The sequence below is a fragment of the Halomonas sp. KG2 genome, from assembly GCA_030440445.1.
GTDB lineage: Bacteria > Pseudomonadota > Gammaproteobacteria > Pseudomonadales > Halomonadaceae > Vreelandella.
The window spans coordinates 3050294-3070406 of record CP098528.1; the positions used below are offsets into that span (position 1 = coordinate 3050294).

Genomic DNA, 20113 nt, shown 5'->3' on the forward strand with positions numbered 1-20113 from the left:
TGCAGACAAAAGCTGAGATTTAATTGCTGCAAAGCGACTCGTTCCGCAGCTGTCGTGGCCAACTTTCGTACCGCCGCTCTCACGTGACCAGTTCGATCCTCCCCTGCGCCCGCGCTACAGCTTCGGCATGGGCGAGCGCTCGGCTGGCAATATCGGGGCGACCCGCCTTTTGAGCCAGTCCAGCACGCAGTCGGTGAAGCTCGGCGAGGTACCAGCGCTCACCGCTCGCTCGGACGATCGCGAAAGCCTGACGCAAGGCATGCATCCCTGAGACTGGATCACCCATATTCCCCGCGACCTCTGCTGCGAGCCCGTGGCCGAAGGGTAGCGTGACCCTCACGCCCATCGCATTGAAAGCCGCGAGCCCCCCTGCAATCCGAGAGGCCCCGGCTGTGTCGCCGGACATTGCCTGCGCCCAGCCCGCCAGCATCTCGCCTGCGTCGCCCCAAACGGGCACCGCCTCACTCTGGCACAGGGCAACAAGCGCCTCGGCCCGCTCGCGGGTCAGGCCGATATCGCCACGGAGACGGGCGCAGACCGCCCCACACCAGAGCATCTGGGCGCGCCCGAAGGCGGTGCCCAGTCGGTCGGCGCGCGCACTGCCAGCGGTGAAGTGCCGCTCAGCCTCTGCCGAGGAGCCAGTCAGTTCGGCGACACAGGCCGCGTACTGGCGACATACAACCTCCGGGTCCTCACCGAAGAGGACATTACCGTTCTGCTCGGCATGGCGCGGCGCGATTTCCAGCACGGCGGCGATTTCTGCGGCGCAAGCCGGTAAAGCGCCGGTGAAAAACCGAGTCTGCCCGACAGCGTTATGGGCTACCATCGCCATATGGGCCGGTGCGTGCCCTGCGAGAGCCTGCAGCCCTAACGCGAGATCTTCGGCGCGGGTTAGTTCAGCCCGCGTCAGGTGATCGTTCCAAAGCCCTGCGAGAACCGGGATCGTCGTAGCGGGATCGCCGACCTCGGCAGCTAGTTGCCCCGCGCGGCGGTAAACCTCCCGAAGCTCTTCCGCAGTAAAGCCATCCGAGACAATGAGCGCCGCGCCAAGCCCAAGCAGAGCGTCGAGTTCGGTCGCGCGGTCGGCCTCAGGGTTCGTCGTACCGGCCCCGCTGCCTCGGGTCAGCAGGTCCCGTGCTCTGCGGAACTGCTCTGCTGCATCCATGGAGGCACCACGCGCCTGCGCACGCCACCCCGACAGCACGCGATAGCGTGCGGCACGCGGCCAGTCGGCGCCGCGTTCAAAGTGATCGGCCAGCACGGGGGCTATCTCACCCGCTGCATTACCGTGGCTGGCCTCCAGCCGCAGACCGACCCTTCGGTGCGTGCCTTGCCTGTTCGCTGCCGGCAACCCATCGTAGAGCGCTTCGTGATGTAGCGCGTGCCGGAAGGCATAGCGCGTGGCCACCGATCCGTCGGGTCGATAGCTGAGGCCCGCACGGGTGATGAATCGTCGGTTTCGGGCGAGGAGTTCTAGCTGCCGCTCCGCCGCCTCCACCCCGTCGCGGTTGTCGGCCAGGTCAATAGCGGAAAAGTTCGATCCCGCTACACTGGCGGTTTCAAGCAAGCTGCGCTCCTCGGCCAGCAGGCGGCTGGTGCGTTCAGTCTCGATCAGGGTACGGACACTGGGGGCGATGGCTGCGACCAGCGCCTCGGGAGAGGAGGAAAGCTGCCAGCCAGCCTCGTCGCGCCGCACAAGACCTTGCGCCTGCCAAAAGTCTGCCGCCGCATCAACGAGCATGGCATGGCCTTCGGTTCGGTGAGCGAGAGTTTGTGCCAAATCAGGGGGAAAGGCGTTGCCCTGGAAGCGCTCTGCAAGGCATCCAGACACTGCCGACTCATCGAGGCCACCAAGGGTGATCAGCCTGCAGTCTGGCTGCCGACTTAGCTGGCCTAGTGTTGCTGCAAGCGTTCCAGCGCGGTCTAGTTCATCATCGCGATAGCTACCCAGAACCAGTAATCGCGCCGGTGTGCGTTGTAGCCCCCAAGCCGCTAGCCAAGCTAGCGTACTGGGGTCTGCCCAGTGCAGATCCTCTAGCACGAGAATACCGGGGCGGCCACGCGTCAGCCGCTCCATCAGCGCGGAGAATTCCCGCAGCATTGAGTCGCGGCGAGTACGGTCCAACGCTTCCGCCTTCGAGCGACGCCCAGGCTGTTGCTTGACCCAAGAGGGCGCAACGAGTGGCAGAAGTCGCGCCAGCGTCCCCCCCTCAGGCCCGGACATAAGTTGTGTCAACACATCCATCAGCAGCCCGTAGGGCTCGCGTGCGCCAGGGTGCGCAATGGCCTGTCCCCAGGCGATCCACAGCGGTGTGCGCTGGGGTAAACCAGCCTCAAATGCTTCCAGAAGGCGTGTCTTACCGGCCCCTGCCTCGCCCGAAATAAAAGCCAGCGCCCGTCGACCACGCTTGGCGGCGTCGGCCCTTTCGCTTAGAACTTCCAGCTCTTTATCCCGCCCGAGGCAGAGTACTGTCGATGCCGTTATAAGATCCTCAGACGCAGCGCCGATCAGCGAGATCGGACTCGTCAGCCGGTAGCCCCGGCGACCCACTGTCTCGATCAGCCCGGCGTCTTGGGCGCTGTCGTCCAGCATCCGGCGCAATTCGCGGATGCACTGTTTGGGGCCTGCCTCGTTGCCATGGCTATTGCCCCATATCATGCGCCGTAAATCAGCCGTGCTGACCACTTCGCCTTGTTGCTCCACCAATGCCACCAAAACAGACAGCGTCTTGGGACGCAGGCGCATCTGTACTTCGCCGCACAGCAAAATGCCTTCGCTTAGGTTTACCTTGATATCTTTCGAAATCATGCCGTAGGGGGCCTCGGAACTGACTACCCCAGGCCGTAGCGCACGAATGGCGGCAGCCGTTAGGTAAAGGGCATAAGCGGATTAGTAAAGCGCAAATTATACCCACATTGCACCTTAATTGAACTTTACATTTGTTTGTTTGCAATCATAAATGGGCTATCTTCGCTTTCGAAGCAATCCAAGTAGCAAGTGCATAACAAACAAGGGACAGGCACATGACAGCGATCAGACTCCATCACAGAACGGCCCGCCAGTTTCGGCCCAGCCTCTCGGTCTGTGCTGTGGCTTTTGCCCTCGCGGCCCCGGTTACAGCGCAGGCTCAAGATCAGGCTCAGCAGTTCTGCGTGGCCGACCCGGCAGCGGTAACGGCTCGTGCAGCCATCACGCTACCCGACACGCCGCTGCCTGAGACGCTGGCCGACGCCCTTGATGCGGCCGCGCTTGGGGCGCTGGACGGGGCCGCTGCGCCGGGGATTATTGCGGGCGTTGTCACACCCGAGGGCAGGTGGAGCGGTGCTTGGGGCGTTGCGGACCCCGAAACCGAGGCTGCGATGGAAGTCGGCATGCATACCCGGATCGGATCGATCACCAAGACCTTCACCGGTACCGCCCTGATGCAACTGGCCGAAGCTGGCAAGCTATCGCTCGACGATACGATCGACCAGTATGTGTCCGGCATTCCCAATGGCGATATCATCACCCTACGCCATCTGGCCAGCATGACCAGCGGCCTGCTGAGCTATACTCAGGCGGACCCTTTCCTTGATCAGTTCTTCGCAGATCCTAACTTGCCTTATACGCCGCAGGAGCTGCTCGATTTTGCCCTCCCCGGTTCACCGATCTTTGCGCCGGGGGAGGAATTCAATTATTCAAACACCAATACCGTGCTGCTGGGCCTCGTGATTGAGCAGGTGACCGGGCAAGATATCGACACTGTCTTTGCTTCGATGATCCTGGAACCACTGGGCCTGACAGAGACCATCGGTCCTGACGGTGCCACCCTTATGCCGACGCCTTATCCGCAGGGATTTACCCTGCAAGGTGATGCTGCCACGCCGACAGCGCCTTCGAACGCGACGCATTGGAATCCGTCTTGGGGATGGACAGCGGGCGGAATGATCTCAACTCTCGACGACCTGCTGGTTTATGGGCGATCCCTCGGCACAGGCAAAGGCCTGTTAAGCGCCGAGACACAGCACCAGCGCCTGCGGTCCTTCCCCGAACCGGCAGGCTACGGCATCGCCATGGGATGCGTCGACGGCTGGGTCGGCCACACGGGCGAACTGCCGGGTTACAACACGACGGTGTTTTACGACACGACGACAGACACGACGGTAGTCGTCCAGGCTAACAGCGACATCCCTTCGGGCGATTGCGGGGATGAGGACGTGCTACCGAATAACCCCGACGAACTTGCGTGCAGCTCGCCCGCTAGCCGCGTGTTTGAGGCGTTATCCGTCGCCCTCGGGCATCCGTTTTCTATGCCACCGACGGTTCCGGCAGAGTGAGCGTGTTAACATTGCAGCTCCATCCCAGCTGCTCCTCCCCCCTTCGCTTGGGCGCACTGGCACTGCTTTGCGCCTGTTACGCGGGCCCGGCCTTTTCACAGGGCTTGCCGAACGTCGACCGTATCCTCTCCGAGCAAACTGTCATTCTACAACGCTATGAACCGCCGCCACAGGTGGGCAGTGTCGCCATTGGCGTGCAGGACGAACGCGACAAGATCGACTTAGATCGCGCCAAAAGCATCCGTTTTCGCTTGAACTCGGTGCACATTGATGGCGCGCGGACTCTACCATTGCCGGCGTTGACGCCAATCTGGCAGGGCAAAATCAGCACCGAAATTACGCTAGCTGACCTTTACCGCATGGCAGATGCTGTTGACGCGGCCTATCTCGCTGCGGGCTATTTTTCCAAGACAGTGGTGCCGGTGCAGGATTTTTCTGACGGACAGATCCAGCTGCAGGTATTCGAAGGCTATGTCGACCGTATCGAGATCAACAGCAATATCCCCGGCATCGAGAACCGACTGTCCCCTTACCTGCAACGTATTCTCGACATGCACCCGATTCGGGTAAAGGCGGCCGAGCGCGAACTATTGTTAATGAGTGATCTTGCCGGACTGTCGATTGAAGGCACGTTTGTGCGCCCCGAAGGCGCGACGGGCGGCGGAGTGCTGCGGCTGGAGGTCGCACAGCATCGCAGCGCAGGAATGATCGGGCTCGATAATCTGGGGTCCGACGCCGTTGGCCCACTACAAATGGCCAGTATGGTGACCCTAAACGATGTCCTGCGCAGGTTCGAGACCACTAACCTAACCGGCGTCATCACACCGCAACACCCTGACCGGATGACACTGCTTCAAATGATGCAAAGCTATCCGATCAGCTCGAACGGGCTTAGCGCGGGCTATAGCGTTGTTTATCTGCGCCAACACCCCGACGGAGGAGCTGGTGCGCCAGACATCGATGTGACATCAGCCATAGGCACGGCGTTTATGTCCTATCCGTTTCTGCGGACGCTGGACAGGTCGCTCTGGGGGCAGGCTGAGCTGACGGTGCGTAACGATGACGTGGACGTTTTTGGCTCGGCCGCTGCCCGCAGCCGGATCCGCTGGGCGACGAACTCACTGCAATATAGCCAGAGCTTTGAGACCTCCGAGATCAACCTCGAAGGAGCGTTGAATCTCGGCACGAACTCGGATATTGATCTGGGCGCGGTGCCAGATGACTTCCACTTTGTTACCGCCGAACTGGACTACACACAGGCGCTCAGCGAGGCGACGACAATGACATTGTTGGCTCGCGGCCAGTACTCTGGCAGGCCCCTGCCGGGGGCTGTTCAGTTCGGCATTGGAGGCGAGACTTATGGCAGAGCCTTCGATAGCGGCACCATCTCTGGCGACAAAGGTGCAGCGGCCTCGGCCCGGGTAAGCCACGAGGTCGATATCGGGCTGGCACTCCTGCCCACGCTTTCAACCTCGGCCTTCGTGGATTACGGCGCAGCCTGGTCCGACGACGTCACCGGACACATGTATCTTGGCTCCTATGGAGTGGGCCTTGGTGGAACGTTAGAAGAACGGCTGAATTTCCAGGTTATCGGTGCGCTTCCTTGGACCCGTTCTGACATAGTGGACGACAAGGGGGGCAAACTAGTTTTCCAACTGGCAATGCCCTTCTGATCCGCTAGGAGGTATCGCCTCACCTGTCGCGCCACCCATCCCACAGGAGATCCTGACATGACCACATCGAAAGCCGCACGCCCCCTTCTGACCTCGGCCTTGAGCGCTCTTAGCGCTGCCGCCGCATTGCTTGCGTTCAATGCTCCGCTCCATGCGGAGACGCTGCCAGCCATCACCTTGCCGGACCCGGCGATCTCTCCTGCGCGGGTGAACCTATTGCCAGTGCCGCAGGCACGGATCGATGAGGCGGTCGCTTCGCTGGATGAGTTGGCACAGGATATGTTGGAGCGAACCGGGGTACCGGGCCTCGCCGTTGCCGTGGTACATGGGGAAGAGACACTGCTGATGCGCGGCTGGGGGCTACGGGCGGAGGGCGCGGAGGAACAGGTTGATGCGGATACGGTCTTTCTGCTCGCTTCGTTATCCAAATCTGTCGGAGCCACGGTGGTGGCCACGCAGGTTTCGCAAGGGACCGTCAGTTGGGGTGATCCGGTGCGCAACCACTTACCGTGGTTCGACCTGGGCGATCACTGGGTCAGCAATCATGTCACCATCGGGGATCTCTATGCGCACCGCTCGGGCCTGCCGGACCACGCCGGTGATGATCTCGAGGATATAGGCTATGACCGTCGCGCTGTACTGGAGCGGCTGGCGCAGCTGCCCATGGGGCAGTTCAGAGCCGATTACGCCTATACGAATTTCGGCCTGACGGCTGCCGCAGAGGCGGTAGCCACCGCAACCGGCAAGGACTGGTCAACGCTCTCGGAAGAGGCGCTCTATGGTCCGCTCGGCATGGAGGCAACCAGCTCGCGCCACTCGGATTACATGGCGCGCGATAATCGCGCCGCTAGCCATGTGCCGGATGCCAACGGCTTCCGAGTGGCAGACCTGCGCCAGCCCGATGCGCAAAGTCCGGCGGGCGGGGTAAGCTCCAGCGTGCGAGACATGGCGAAATGGATGAAGCTGGTGCTCTCCAACGGGCGCTTTGCAGAGCAGCAACTGATTGCGCCCGAAGCGCTCGTGCCCGCGCTTTCACCGCATGCCATCAGCAGCCGCCCCGGTGACGCGGCCGATCGGGCTGGTACCTATGGTTACGGATTTGGTGTCGGGGTGCGTCCATCTGGGCGTGTCGTGGTGAGCCATTCGGGCGCCTTCGCTTTTGGTGCGGCGACCTCCTATTCGATGCTGCCGGACCTTGGGCTTGGGATCATCGTGCTGACCAATGCCACCCCCACGGGTCTCCCCGAGGCGCTGACGGCCAGCTTTCTTGATCTGGCAGAGTTTGGTGTGGAACAGCGCGACTGGCTGGCGGCCTACGGGCCACGCATAGCACCGCTCTCTGCCCCGGCCGGAGATCTGGTGGGTGTGACACCTCCGACTGAGCCCACCGAGGCCCGACCTGCCGACGCTTATGCAGGGGACTATGGCAATGCCTATTTCGGGGCGGCTGAGGTGCGTGAGACCGCTGACGGTTTGGTACTCGAAGTTGGCCCCGCGCCACAGCACCTGCGGTTGACCCACTGGGACGGCGATCGCTTTGTCGCCTTCCCAGTGACAGAGAACCAACCAGAGGGCTCGGTTTCGCAGGTCGAATTCACCATGGGCGCGGATGGAAAAGCAGAAACGATGACCGTTGAGCATCTTAACGAGGCGGGCCTTGGAGAATTTCAGCGGCCATTTAGCTGAAAAGCTCTGTCACCCCTAACACTTAAACTAGCACTTAAACTAGTACTTAAACCTGTACCGAACTTGCTCAGCCAAATCGAGTCTGTAATCCAGTAAGGAAACTCACAAGGAAGTCTCATGGCTGAACAAACCAATGCAAACGTCTCCACCGAGGCGGCTTACGATGCGCGCCCCTCTTCTCATTGGACCGCCTGGGGGCAATGGCTGGCGCTATTCACCATGACCGTGGATCACCTTACTCGCTATGTGTTGCCGGGTGACTGGGATTTAAGTTGGGCAGGCTCGTCCATTGGCCGTATCGCATTTCCTCTGTTTGCGGCAATGGTAGCCTGGCACGGGCTGTTTAACACCCGCAACCCACTTCGCTACTCGCGCCGCATACTGATCATTGGTTTAGTAGCTCAGTTGCCTTATATGCTGATGCCACGCACGTCTGACGATTTTATTCTGAACGTCTGTTTCACGCTTGCCTGTGGCCTAGCGTTGGGTGCGTTGGTTCGCCAAGGTTGGCAGCACTATCAACAGCAGACGCTCGGGTTAGCCTGGCTAATGCTTGGAGCAGCGGTAGGCGTCACCGTTTGGTATTTGTTGGGCTTCTGGGTGGAGTACGGCCATAACGGTTTGCTACTGATTCCGCTATTAATGTTCGCCATGCAGGCACTTAACGAAACCCGCGACGCACTAAAATCGCGCTTGTGGGCAGGTTTAGCCGCGTTTCCCGCACTTTGGATAGCCGGTCAAATGAATGCTTCAGACATGGCAAAGTCGTTTACCGTTGGCACTTGCGTCGTAGTGTTCATGCTGGCAGCAGGCGCTGCCCAACGCGTGCCCCCCGTAGCCCTGGCGATGCCACGCCGTCTATGGCTTGCTTGGTATCCAGGTCACTTTGCTCTAATTGCGCTATGGCTGTTGCTTAGCGGCCAACTGGCAGGGTAATCAACGACGAAGCCGCCCTAATCGGGCGGCTTCGTGGTGATAGTCCATCAACGTTACAGTAAGCGTTCAAAACTCCACGCCACCGGCGGCGCATCAGGAAGCAATGCCTGACAAGCACGCACTTTTTCAAGCAGCTCGGCATGCGAGTCAGCGACGACATTGACATGTGCTAGCTTACGCCCTGCCCGCTCTTCCTTGTCATAGCGATGCAAGTGAGTATTGCCAATCGCCAACAGCGCGGCATTGTCACCTTCCTGGCCAATAACATTCACCATGCAAGTAGGCGCAATAGCTTGGGTGCTGCCGAGCGGTAGGCCTTGCACAGCGCGTAGATGGTTTTCAAACTGGCTAGTGACCGCACCGTCCATGGTCCAGTGACCAGAATTATGCACGCGTGGAGCCATCTCGTTAGCCAATAGACTGCCATCCCGCGTTTGGAACAGCTCCAACGCCATCACGCCCACGTAATCCAGCTCATCCAACAGCATGCGAATGTAGCTGTCGGCTGTCTCTTGAACGCTGGCAGCTAAATCCGGTAACGGCGCAACGGAATAGCGCAAAATGCCATCTACGTGTTGATTTTCCGCCATGGGATAAAACACCACATCCCCATCACGACCGCGCACGGCAATCATCGAGACTTCCCGTACAAAATCGACAAATGCCTCAACGATCAGCTGACGGTGACCAATGCTCTTCCATGCCTCTTCAGCCTGCTCCGGCGCTTTCAGCACCGCCTGCCCTTTACCGTCATACCCCTCTGTCACTGACTTGGCGACCACGGGGCAGCCCAATTCATTCGCTGCCGCTTCAAGCTGTTCGGCACTCTCAACGACGCGGTAAGCAGGTGTAGGAATGCCCAAGCGGTCGAATAAGGCTTTCTCTTCAACACGGTTTTGGCAAACGGCAATCGCTCGGCTTCCTGGGTAAACGGGTTTGTGCTGTTCGATTTGCTCAACCAGCGCTACGGGCAGATGCTCAAATTCATAGGTTACTACATCGACCTTATCGAGAAATTCCGCCAAATGCTGGTTGTTAGGATCGATAACCACGTCGCCAATGCCCGCACTCGGGTTGCCGGTTGTGTCTAAAAAGGTGAAGCGATTACCTAGCGGGTAGCCAGCCAATGCCAGCATACGACCAAGCTGGCCTGCACCGAGCACACCAATGTTCTTAGCGATGCCAGCGCTTTTCGAACTACCAGAGCTTTTCGAGATACCAGAATTCATGGCCAGGATTCCTTAGTTCGCTTCCGCATCGGGGCGAGGGTCTGGGTTATCCAGCACCATTTGAGTTTGCTCAGCGCGGAAAGCCTCGACCGCTTCACGCACGCTGGTGTCTTGCAAACCGACAATCTGTGCTGCCAACAAGCCTGCATTGGTCGCCCCTGCTTTACCAATCGCCAGTGTGCCAACAGCGATGCCACCGGGCATCTGCGCAATTGAAAGCAATGAATCCAAGCCTTTAAGCGCTTTGGATTCCACTGGCACGCCCAGCACTGGCAACGCCGTTTGGGAAGCCACCATGCCGGGCAAATGGGCAGCACCGCCCGCTCCCGCCACAATTACTTGCAAGCCACGTTCAGCGGCGCTTTTAGCATAGTCAAACAACAAGTCAGGGGTACGATGAGCGGAGACAACGCGGGTCTCATAAGGGACGCCCAGCCGCTCTAACATCGCCACCGCGTGTTCCATGACGGGCCAATCAGATTTCGACCCCATGATCACGCCCACTTTGGGTGCGCTGTTCGACATGCAAAAACTCCTCGGCCAAAGGGCCTACTAAAGCAATCAAGCGTTTAATGTGCCGTGTGCCGCAAGCGGCTCACCAGGAAATTAGAAGGCGCATAGTCTACCAGAGCTAGTCGCTTAGAGCGCGTTTGTAAATAGATCGAAATTTTAATCAAAGTAGCATTGAAAAGCGCGCGACTTGGCGGCATTGTGTGTTTGTCATTTCAGACTGATGGAGTCCCATGAGTACGGCATACTCAACTGCTCACGCAGAAACGCTAGATCCTCCGCGAAGCAGCCCTGACCTCGATGTCAGGGATTTAGAAAAACGTACGCGCCTAATGCGTATCATTACCCGCCTGATCGCCGTATCAGATCTGGGAAGTCGCGAAATAGCCCGCCGGGCTGGGCTTCCAGTACAAAAGATCAGCGACCTGCTCGCCGGAAGGCTAGAGCACCTAGATATTGATGAACTCAATGTCTTGCGTCGCACGTTAGAGCTGGAGACGCCATAGCAATAGTTGCTACCTAACGTAATCATTCATCCCATTTTTTTGCTAACAGGCTTGCCCGCTGGGTAGGCCTGTTTTTGTTTCAAAACAGCCAATTAGCGCTCCAGGATTAAGGGAGCATTAAGAAACCCTCGCTAACCCATTGACACGTATCAATTTTTTATAATACCAAAGGCGTAACCTTAGCGTATCTAGATCATTCGCTGTGAAACAACGGCTTGTTTCTATCAGCAACATCTTTATCAGCTAAGGAGGCGTTATGGACGCCGTTCGTCGGTCGTTGCTAGGCCAGTTGGCCCGACTAAGCGCGGGCGCTGCGCTAGTGCCGCTATCCAGTCTTGCTCAAGCTGGCATTAATCAGCAGCCTGCCCGCCGCGAGGGTGACCCTAGCAAACGCTACGGCATGCTAATCGACCTTCGCCAATGCATCGGCTGCCAAGCCTGCACGGTATCGTGCCATATCGAGAATGCTGCACCGCTTGGCCAGTTTCGAACCACTGTCTCTCAATACGAAGTGCAACACCAAGAAAGTGGTGAACTGGCAACGTTTATGCTGCCGCGGCTATGTAACCACTGCGAAAATCCGCCCTGTGTGCCGGTTTGTCCCGTTGAGGCGACCTATCAACAGCAGGATGGCATCGTTGTCGTCGATAGTGACCGCTGCGTCGGCTGTGCTTACTGCGTCAACGCCTGCCCCTACGATGCCCGTTTTATTAACGAACGCACTCAAACTGCCGACAAATGCACCTTCTGTGCTCACCGTTTAGAAGCAGGGCTACTGCCTGCCTGCGTTGAAAGCTGTGTGGGTGGTGCCCGCATTATTGGCGATATGCGCAATCCAGACAGCCAAATCAGCCGTCTGATCAACGAGCATCGCGACGCGCTCATGGTGCTTCAGCCAGAAAAAAACACCCTTCCCCAAGTGTTCTATTTAGGTATGGACGAACGATTCACTACACGCCCCGTAGCAGAACCCGTGGCGCTTGAAGTGCTCGACCCCCACGGCCAGGAGATGGGCTATGAATTCCACCATTGAACTACTCGCCCCACGCTATGACATCGCCTGGTATCCATGGGCAGTTCAGTACTTTTTTATGATTGCGGTCTCCTACGCCAGCCTTTGGCTGGCAGCGCCTGCACTGGTGTTTGGCAAGCAATCCTGGTTGCCTACAGCACGTCTGGCAATGATCGCCTGCGTCAGCACAACGCTAGTCGCACCCGTAGCCTTATTGGCGGACTTACACCAGCCACTGCGCTTTTGGCATTTCTACGCCTACGCCAATACGCATTCGTGGATGTCGATTGGCAGTGTGGTACTGCCGCTGTATCTGATCAGCGTTTTAGGCTTCGCCTGGCTGGCTTGGCGACCCGCGCTGCAGGCCCGGCAACAGGCAGCGGGGCTGAGCGGGTTGATTGCCAAGTGGTTGAGTATGGGCAGTGGCGCGACACCCAAAGCTCTGGTGACCCTGGTGGGATTAGCCGCGCTGTTACTCTCAAGCGGCATTATGCTCTACACCGGAGCGGAGCTAGCTATCGTCAAAGCCCGCCCGCTATGGAACACCATTTGGCTACCGCCCATGCTGGTAGCGAGCGGATTTATTGCCGCCGCTGGGTTAATACTGGTTCTCAACCGCGTAAGCAGAATCTGCGCGCCCGATGCCACCCGGCAGATGCTCTATGTCCTGTTAGCCTTCTGTGCGCTAGCGGGACTTATCGCGCTCAGTTGGCTGTTAGATGGTCTGAATGCCCACGTTGGCTCAGTGGCGGCGGCACTGGAATCTGTCCGTTTCAGCCCCTCTTGGCGCAGCACCGCACTTTGGGGTGGCCTTACCGGCGTAGCCCTATTTGCCAGCGTAGTATTTCTGTTAACGCGTTCGGCTCAGCGCCAGCCAGCACTGTTTGCCTGGGCATGGTTGCTAGGGCTAGTGGCTATCCACATGGGCTGGATGTTCCGTTGGGTAGTGCTGATGGATGTTCAACATGTGGCTCGTAACAGTGCAGGTTTCCATCACTACGGAATCCCTGCTGGCTCTTCCGGCATCTTAGGCATTGTTGGCACTTTCGGGCTATGGCTGGCGGCCATTTTATTGATCGAGCTATTTATTCCATGGCGACAGGCCCAACAAGGTAGCCAGCTACCAAGCAACGCCCAGGATGCATCTCGCGCCCCACTCACTGCTAACAAAGGAGCGCCTAGTCATGGCTAAGTCTGCTCAAGATCCCTCACGCCGTCGCTTTCTAAAAGGCGCAGCTGCCGCTGGTGGTGCCGCTACCTTTGCCGTGGGCTACGCCGACCCGTTGGCTAAAATGGCCAAAGGCATTACCGGCAGCGCAGGTGAAAAACCGCAGCATAATATTCATGGCAATTCGCTGACGCCTGAATATCGTGTCGATTTAGCGACCGGCGAACTAACCCTCGCCCCCGATCAACGGGTGGCTTTTACTATTTGCTACGGCTGCACCACCGAGTGTGGAGTGCGCGTGCGGGTCGATGACACGCGCGGCGAAGTACTACGAGTAGCTGGCAACCCCTATCATCCACTTTCTGCCGATGACCATTTGCCAATGCAAACGCCGGTGGCTGATGCATTGCGCAGCGTGAGTGCTTACCAAGAACACGGGCAAGTTAACCGCTCCACCGCGTGCGCCCGTGGCAATGCAATGATGAGCCAGATCACCAACCCGTTCCGTATTGATCACTGCCTTAAACGGGTCGGTGAACGAGGCAGTCGCGAGTGGCAAAAAATATCGTTTGAGCAACTTATCGAGGAAATTTGCGAAGGGGGTGACCTGTTCGGTGAAGGGCAAGTAGACGGTCTACGTGACATTCGCGACCACGACACGCTGATTGACCCCGACAACCCTGAGTACGGCCCCAAGGCTAATCAGTTGATGGTCATGGAAGCCACCGACTACGGACGCTCAGATTTACTTAAACGCTTCACCTTGAACGCTTTCGCGACCCGCAACTATGGCCACCATGGCGCATACTGTGGCCTAGCATTCCGCATGGGCTCTGGAGCAGTGATGAACAACATCGTCACTAATGCTCACGTAAAGCCAGATATACAGAACGCACGCTTTATCATGTATATCGGCTGCGCACCCAGCCAGGCAGGCAACCCGTTTAAACGCCAGGGCCGCTTGCTTGCACAGGCGCGCGCCGCCGGCACGCTGGAATATGTGGTAGTGGACCCCGCGTTGAACGCTGCGACTTCCCATGCCGCGGACAACAACCGCTGGGTACCGATCCGCCCTGGCACTGATAGCGCCTTTGCCATGGCAATTATTCAGTGGCTACTGGATAACGACGGTTATGCCAAAGAATTTCTTGAACTACCCGGTCAAGCCGCCGCCGATGCAGCAGGGGAAACCACTCACTCCAATGCCACCCATTTAGTGATTGATACCTTCGAGCACCCGCGCCGAGGCTACTTTTTGCGCGCCAGCGACCTTGGTTTTGCCGAGCCAGGTAGCGATACCGATATACCCGTCGTGGTGTCAGAGGGCGACCTGGCACTAAGCGAACAGGTAATGACCGCCGACCTGTTTGCCGAACGCCCAGTCACCCTGGCGGATGGCACGACTGTCACCGTCAAAACCAGCCTAGCGCTGCTGCGTGAATCCGCCAATCAGTACGATCTGGACACCTACGCTGAACACTGCGGTATTCCAAAGACAACGATTATCGAGCTTGCCCAACGTTATGCTAGCCATGGCAGAAAAGCCGCCGTTAACTGCCACGGCGGCATGATGTCAGGCAATGGCTTTTACGCCGCATTTGGCGTGCAAATGCTTAACTTGCTGGCTGGCAACTACAATATGAAAGGTGGTAGCGCAGTGGGCGGTGGAACCTATAGCGGCACCGGCGAAGGTCCCCGCTACGACCTCGCCAACTTCCCAGGCAAACGTGGGCCCCAAGGCGTGTTTCTCTCCCGCTCACGTTTTCCCTATGAGAAATCATCGGAGTACCAGCGCAAGCTCGCGACAGGCGAAACCCCCTATCCCGCGAAAGCGCCCTGGCGTTCATTGGCACCGCCAACGCTCACCGAGCATTTACCTTCCGCATTGGATGGTTACCCCTATCCGATCAAAGCGGTGATTGGCTGTATGGCTAATCCAATTTATGGTCAAGCGGGCCTGAAAGGGGTAATTGTCGATAAGCTGAAAGACCCCAAACGGTTGGGGCTATTTGTGGCCATCGATGGGTTTATCAACGAAACCAACCGCTATGCCGACTACATTGTGCCTGATTCGGTGATGTACGAGGTCTGGGGCTTTGCAGGCTCCTGGAAAGGCACGCTGGGAAAACTCTCCACCGCTTGCTGGCCAGTCGTTGAGCCCCGCCAGCAAAAAACCGCCGAAGGCGAGCCGGTTTCTATGGACAGCTTCTTTATCGCCGTTGCTAAACGGCTAGGGCTGCCGGGCTTCGGCGACAACGCCATTCCCGATACCGACGGCAATCTTCACCCGCTCAATCGCGCTGAAGATTATTACCTACGGGCGGCCGCCAACATTGCCTTTCAAGATGAACCACTGCCAGAAGCGAATGCCGAGGACATTGCCCATGGCGGCATTGCCCCGCTGCTGCCCAAACTCGAACGTACACTTAAAGCCGACGAGCGCGGCCGCGTTGCCTACCTTTACGCCCGGGGTGGGCGTTTCGAAGAGGCAAGCGAACACTTTGTTGGCGAGCACCTGAAACATCAGTGGAAAAAAACGCTGTGTGTTTATAACGAAGCGGTGGGCACCAGCATTGATACCACTAACGGGTTACCCAATAGCGGCGTGCCCTGTCACAAGTTGCCACAGCTCGCCAACAAGCAGCCTATGCGTGAGGTGTTTTCAGAGCAGGAGTGGCCGCTGCTAGCGTTTTCATTCAAGTCTAACCTGATGAACTCTTACGCCATTGGTAACGAGCGGCTAAGAATGATCAAGCCGTATAACCCTGTGCAAATGCACCGCCAAGATGCCGAGCGCTTCGGCATCCAGCATGGCGACACCATCCGCATTGAAAGCCCAGGCGGAAGCATAGTGGGGCTTGCGCTGGTGAGCGAAAGCGTTGTGCCCGGTGCATTGGGTATTGAACACGGCTACGGGCACAAAGATTTAGGTGCCACGCCACACATCATTGACGGTCAATCCCAGCCAGATATGCCCTGGATGCGCGCCGGTATCAATATCAACGACCTAGGCTTTCAAGACCCTACGCGCGAGATAGGCGGCACCTGGCTTGAACCGATTAGCGGCGCCAGCGTGCGCCAAGGCCTACCGGTAAGAGTGAGCCGCGTGTAAACCGGCTGGGGTAGTGATGCTACAGCGTGATCACTACCCCACCCAAGGCGATGACGATCACCACAATCCACGCCGGTAGCTTCCAGACGGTCAGCAGTAAAAAGCCCGTCAGCGCCAAAACAAATTCATAAGGCCCAATAATCGCGCTGGTCCATACCGGCTGATACAACGCCGCGCCTAAAATACCCACCACTGCCGCGTTAGCGCCGCGCATCAACGCCTGAGCGCTCTGCCAGCGGCGAAAATGATTCCAAAAGGGCAACACCCCCACCAACAGCAAAAAGCCAGGAATAAAGATCGCCAACAACGCCAGCAGCGCACCAACCACGCCATTCATACCGGGCAGTAGCGCGCCTAAGTAGGCAGCAAAGGTGAATAGCGGCCCTGGCACCGCCTGGGCAGCCCCATAGCCTGCCAAAAACTCATCTGCGGTAATCCAGCCGGATTGCACCACTTCCGCTTCCAGCAGCGGCAGCACCACATGCCCACCGCCAAATACCAGCGCGCCAGAACGATAAAACGCATCGGCCACCGCTAGCCACGCGGCGCTACCGGCCAACAACGGCAGCAAACCCAGCAGCGTCGCGAATAGCACTAAAGCGATAGTGCCTGCACGGCGGGATACCGGAAACTGCAGTGGCTCGCTGGGCGTAGCCGCGGCAACCATGCGGCACAGTGCCAACCCGGCGATACCGCCTAGCACAATCGCAGCTACCTGCCCCAGCGGCCCGCTGACCATGACCACTACAAACACCGCCGCCAGCGCAATCCCCACCCGGGTTTGATCGGGGCAAAGGTTACGCGCCATGCCCCACACCGCGTGGGCCACAATAGCTACCGCGACAACTTTTAAGCCATGAATAATGCCGCTGGCAATCGGGCCATCCAGTACCGCCGCGCCAAACGCAAACAGCACCAGTACAATGGCAGAAGGTAGCGTAAACGCCAGCCATGCCATGGCCGCGCCCCAAGGCCCGGCGCGCATTAACCCCAAAGCAAAGCCTACTTGGCTACTGGCTGGCCCCGGCAAAAATTGGCACAGCGCCACAAGATCAGCGTAAGCGCTTTCGCTTAACCACTGGCGGCGCTCCACAAAGGCCGTACGAAAATAGCCCAGGTGCGCCACCGGCCCGCCAAACGAGGTCAAACCCAAGGCCAAAAACGCCCAAAACACTTCGCTTACCCGCCCGTTAAGATGGTGCTTTTCAGCCATAGCGTAAGCTTCCCCGTGTGGACAAAAGACCTAATCTACTTATTAAAGCTGACACAGTGATGACAGTGTGCACGATCATCCGCAGGGGCTTCATCAACGCAGGTGCGCTGACGCTTACACCGCGCTACAAAATCTTCCTATTCAATGATTTAAGTAGCGCGTGGTAACGAATCTCGCGAGGCACGAGCGAATGAGGCACCCGCGGGCTGATACAGGCACCTTCACGTATTGATATGCAGGTTAATCGGTAACAGCACCGGTACTGGCAGAACTGACCAACTTGGCATACTTCGCCAACACGCCTTTGCGGTAGCGCGGTTCTGGCTGCTGCCAGGCTGCGCGGCGGCGCATCATCTCTTCATCGCTGATGTCCACTTCAATGGTGTCGGCTTCGGCATCAATGGTGATGGCATCGCCATCCTGAACCAGCGCCAGCGGGCCACCATCGAAGGCTTCCGGTGATACGTGCCCGACAACAAAGCCATGGCTGCCGCCAGAGAAACGCCCATCGGTAATCAACGCCACATCATTACCCAGGCCGCGCCCCATAATCGCAGACGTTGGCGTAAGCATTTCGCGCATGCCGGGGCCGCCTTTCGGGCCTTCATAACGAATCACCACCACATCACCCGCCACCACGGTGCCGTCGTTAATGCGCGCCTGGGCCTCTTCTTCAGAGCCAAACACCCGCGCCGAACCGCTAAAGCGCGTCCCTTCCTTGCCAGTAATTTTGGCCACTGCACCTTCCGGCGCCAGGTTACCAAACAGAATACGCAGATGGCTTTCAGCTTTAAGCGGGTTACCCAGCGGCGCAATAATCTGTTGATCCATAGGATAAGGCTCAACCTCTTCCAGGTTTTCGGCCAGCGTTTTCCCCGTCACTGTTAAGCAGTCGCCGTGCAGCAATCCAGCATCCAGCAGAATTTTCATCAGCGGCTGAATGCCACCAATCGCCACCAGCTCACTCATCATATAGTGGCCACTGGGACGCAGGTCAGCGACTACCGGCACGCGCTTGCCGATCTCGGTGAAGTCGGCAAGGGTCAGTTCCACGCCAATGGTGCGCGCCATGCCAATCAAATGCAGCACCGCATTGGTAGAGCCGCCCAGCGCAATCACCACGGTAATCGCATTCTCAAACGCTTCGCGGGTCATGATGTCAGAAGGCTTGATATCACTGGCCAACAGTGCCAGCACGGCCTCGCCTGCCGCTTTACAGTCATCGCGCTTGTCTTGGGAAATGGCGTTCTGCGCCGAGCTACCCGGCAGGCTCATACCCAATGCTTCAATGGCAGATGCCATCGTATTGGCGGTGTACATACCGCCACAGGAACCCGGGCCAGGAATCGCGGTTTCTTCGATATTTTTGAGTTCAATCAGGTCAATATCACCACGGGAGTGTGCGCCCATCGCCTCAAATACCGACACGATATCGGTATGGCCCTTGCCGGGCATAATGGTGCCGCCATAAACAAACACGCTGGGGCGATTCAGACGCGCCAAGCCCATCACGCAACCCGGCATATTTTTGTCACAGCCGCCAATCGCCACCAGCCCATCAAAGCCTTCACAGCCCGCCACGGTTTCAATGGAATCGGCAATCACCTCGCGGGAAACCAGCGAATACTTCATGCCTTCAGTGCCGTTAGCAATACCATCGGAAATAGTGATGGTATTAAAGATCACCCCTTTACCACCCGCCGCGTCGGCACCGTCACGGGCGAACTCGGCTAACTCACCAATGTGGCTATTACACGGAGTCACCATGCTCCAGGTAGAGGCAACACCCACCTGGGGCTTAGTAAAGTCATCATCGTTAAACCCCACCGCCCGCAGCATTGCGCGGCTAGCTGCCTTGCCAGGGCCATCCACCACCTGGGCTGAATGGCGGCGGGTATTATTAGTAGGCTCGGTCATGGGGAATTCCTCTTTGCTTGACTCACATCGCGTTACGCACGGTATCCACATAGCTTGGCGATGCCATGGCGTTCACGCAAGCAAAGATGAAAAACCCAAGTGACTCACTTATGGCGTACTATGTACGTTAAATAGCTGTTTTATGCCGCTGAGCCTGAACAGACAGCTCAAATCCGCAAGCATCCGCATAGCGCTGCAGCGTTTTCCAACCGGGATTGCTATCTCCACGCTCTAGCCTACTGATGTTACTTTTCTGGGTATGCAAGCGCTTGGCTAACTCCTCCTGAGTTAAGCCAGCACGCTGACGCATAGAAATAAGCGTTGTCGCCAGCTCAAACTCTGGCGCCAAACGTTCATACTCTGCTTTCACCTCAGGGTTTTGAAGCGCCTGCTCTTTCAATGCTTTTAAGTTAATCACGACTGCACCTCGCGCTGTCTTGATCGAGCCAGCATCAGCGCCTGACGAGGCGTTTTTTGGCTCTTTTTGACAAATGCATAAAGAATCACGACCTGTCGTCCATGCACATAGCAAAACAAAGAACGCCCGATGCCCTCTTTCGCCTTTGCTCTAATTTCGAAAAGACCATCGCCCATCGACTCTGTATGCGGTGGCCCCAAGTTCGCGCCATGCTCCTCTACCATTTCCAGCAACCGGAGCATTCTAGCTTGTATTTTTGGCGGCATGCCGAGAATCTCTTTCTCCACGCCGGGGTAAAAACTAACCTGCCATTCCATAGCCAAGCTCCGGTCAAGTTATCTTTTATGATAACTCAGCTTCTGTAAAAGTTCCTAACTCTGATGCACGCGAGTTCCTTTAACTTATGGCACCATAGT

The 20113-nt window shown here is 57.9% G+C and carries 15 protein-coding genes; 8 read left to right on the forward strand and 7 right to left on the reverse strand.

Translation table 11 applies throughout. The annotated features are described in order from the left end of the window. Positions 1–79: 79 nt before the first annotated feature. Entirely contained in the window at positions 80–2809 is a 2730-nt protein-coding gene (locus tag NDQ72_14225) for an AAA family ATPase (protein WKD27203.1), read from the reverse strand. A 215-nt stretch (positions 2810–3024) separates the two neighbouring features. Here NDQ72_14225 and NDQ72_14230 point away from each other — a divergent pair, with 215 nt between their 5' ends. From NDQ72_14230 to NDQ72_14245, 4 genes are all read left to right on the forward strand, one after another. Next, positions 3025–4317, forward strand: coding sequence for a beta-lactamase family protein (locus NDQ72_14230; GenBank protein WKD27204.1), 1293 nt, complete (start codon positions 3025–3027; stop codon positions 4315–4317). A 2-nt stretch (positions 4318–4319) separates the two neighbouring features. Further along, on the forward strand, positions 4320–5990 hold the full coding sequence (locus NDQ72_14235; GenBank protein ID WKD27205.1) for a hypothetical protein: 1671 nt from the start codon (positions 4320–4322) through the stop codon (positions 5988–5990). Between the two features lie 57 nt (positions 5991–6047). Next, the gene (locus tag NDQ72_14240) at positions 6048–7676 is read left to right on the forward strand and encodes a serine hydrolase (protein ID WKD27206.1); all 1629 of its coding nucleotides are present in this window, start codon (positions 6048–6050) and stop codon (positions 7674–7676) included. Positions 7677–7793: 117 nt separating this feature from the next. Then, the gene (locus NDQ72_14245; protein WKD27207.1) at positions 7794–8612 is read left to right on the forward strand and encodes a conjugal transfer protein TraX; all 819 of its coding nucleotides are present in this window, start codon (positions 7794–7796) and stop codon (positions 8610–8612) included. Between the two features lie 53 nt (positions 8613–8665). Here the strand turns inward: NDQ72_14245 and NDQ72_14250 are convergent, their stop codons facing one another. Both NDQ72_14250 and purE read right to left on the reverse strand, forming a co-directional pair. Beyond that, positions 8666–9841, reverse strand: coding sequence for a 5-(carboxyamino)imidazole ribonucleotide synthase (locus NDQ72_14250; GenBank protein WKD27208.1), 1176 nt, complete (start codon positions 9839–9841; stop codon positions 8666–8668). A gap of 12 nt (positions 9842–9853) precedes the next feature. Further along, positions 9854–10366, reverse strand: a complete 513-nt coding sequence (purE, locus tag NDQ72_14255) for a 5-(carboxyamino)imidazole ribonucleotide mutase (GenBank protein ID WKD27209.1) — start codon at positions 10364–10366, stop codon at positions 9854–9856. Between the two features lie 218 nt (positions 10367–10584). On the opposite strand from purE, the gene NDQ72_14260 reads away from it, so the two are divergent. The 4 genes from NDQ72_14260 (at position 10585) to NDQ72_14275 (ending at position 16149) form a co-directional block, all read left to right on the forward strand. After that, a complete protein-coding gene (locus tag NDQ72_14260) occupies positions 10585–10857 on the forward strand; it encodes a helix-turn-helix domain-containing protein (GenBank protein ID WKD27210.1) in 273 nt (90 codons plus the stop codon). Positions 10858–11113: 256 nt separating this feature from the next. Then, positions 11114–11890 (forward strand): 4Fe-4S dicluster domain-containing protein, encoded by a 777-nt coding sequence (locus tag NDQ72_14265; GenBank protein ID WKD27211.1) that lies wholly within the window; start codon positions 11114–11116, stop codon positions 11888–11890. Next, positions 11874–13061, forward strand: a complete 1188-nt coding sequence (nrfD, locus tag NDQ72_14270) for a polysulfide reductase NrfD (GenBank protein ID WKD27212.1) — start codon at positions 11874–11876, stop codon at positions 13059–13061. Before NDQ72_14265 ends, nrfD begins: the two co-directional genes overlap by 17 nt. Further along, the gene (locus NDQ72_14275; protein ID WKD27213.1) at positions 13054–16149 is read left to right on the forward strand and encodes a molybdopterin-dependent oxidoreductase; all 3096 of its coding nucleotides are present in this window, start codon (positions 13054–13056) and stop codon (positions 16147–16149) included. The genes nrfD and NDQ72_14275 overlap by 8 nt, the downstream gene beginning before the upstream one ends. 19 nt (positions 16150–16168) lie before the next feature. Here NDQ72_14275 and chrA read toward each other — a convergent pair whose 3' ends face one another. From chrA to NDQ72_14295, 4 genes are all read right to left on the reverse strand, one after another. Further along, positions 16169–17362, reverse strand: coding sequence for a chromate efflux transporter (chrA, locus tag NDQ72_14280; GenBank protein WKD27214.1), 1194 nt, complete (start codon positions 17360–17362; stop codon positions 16169–16171). 240 nt (positions 17363–17602) lie between these two features. Continuing rightward, complete coding sequence (gene ilvD / locus NDQ72_14285) at positions 17603–19279, reverse strand: dihydroxy-acid dehydratase (protein ID WKD27215.1); 1677 nt, start codon at positions 19277–19279, stop codon at positions 17603–17605. Positions 19280–19406: 127 nt separating this feature from the next. Next, a complete protein-coding gene (locus NDQ72_14290) occupies positions 19407–19697 on the reverse strand; it encodes a helix-turn-helix domain-containing protein (GenBank protein ID WKD27216.1) in 291 nt (96 codons plus the stop codon). Next, positions 19694–20014 carry a type II toxin-antitoxin system RelE/ParE family toxin gene (locus NDQ72_14295; GenBank protein ID WKD27217.1) on the reverse strand — a complete coding sequence of 107 codons (321 nt, stop codon included), beginning with the start codon at positions 20012–20014 and terminating at the stop codon, positions 19694–19696. Before NDQ72_14295 ends, NDQ72_14290 begins: the two co-directional genes overlap by 4 nt. Between the last annotated feature and the right edge of the window lie 99 nt (positions 20015–20113).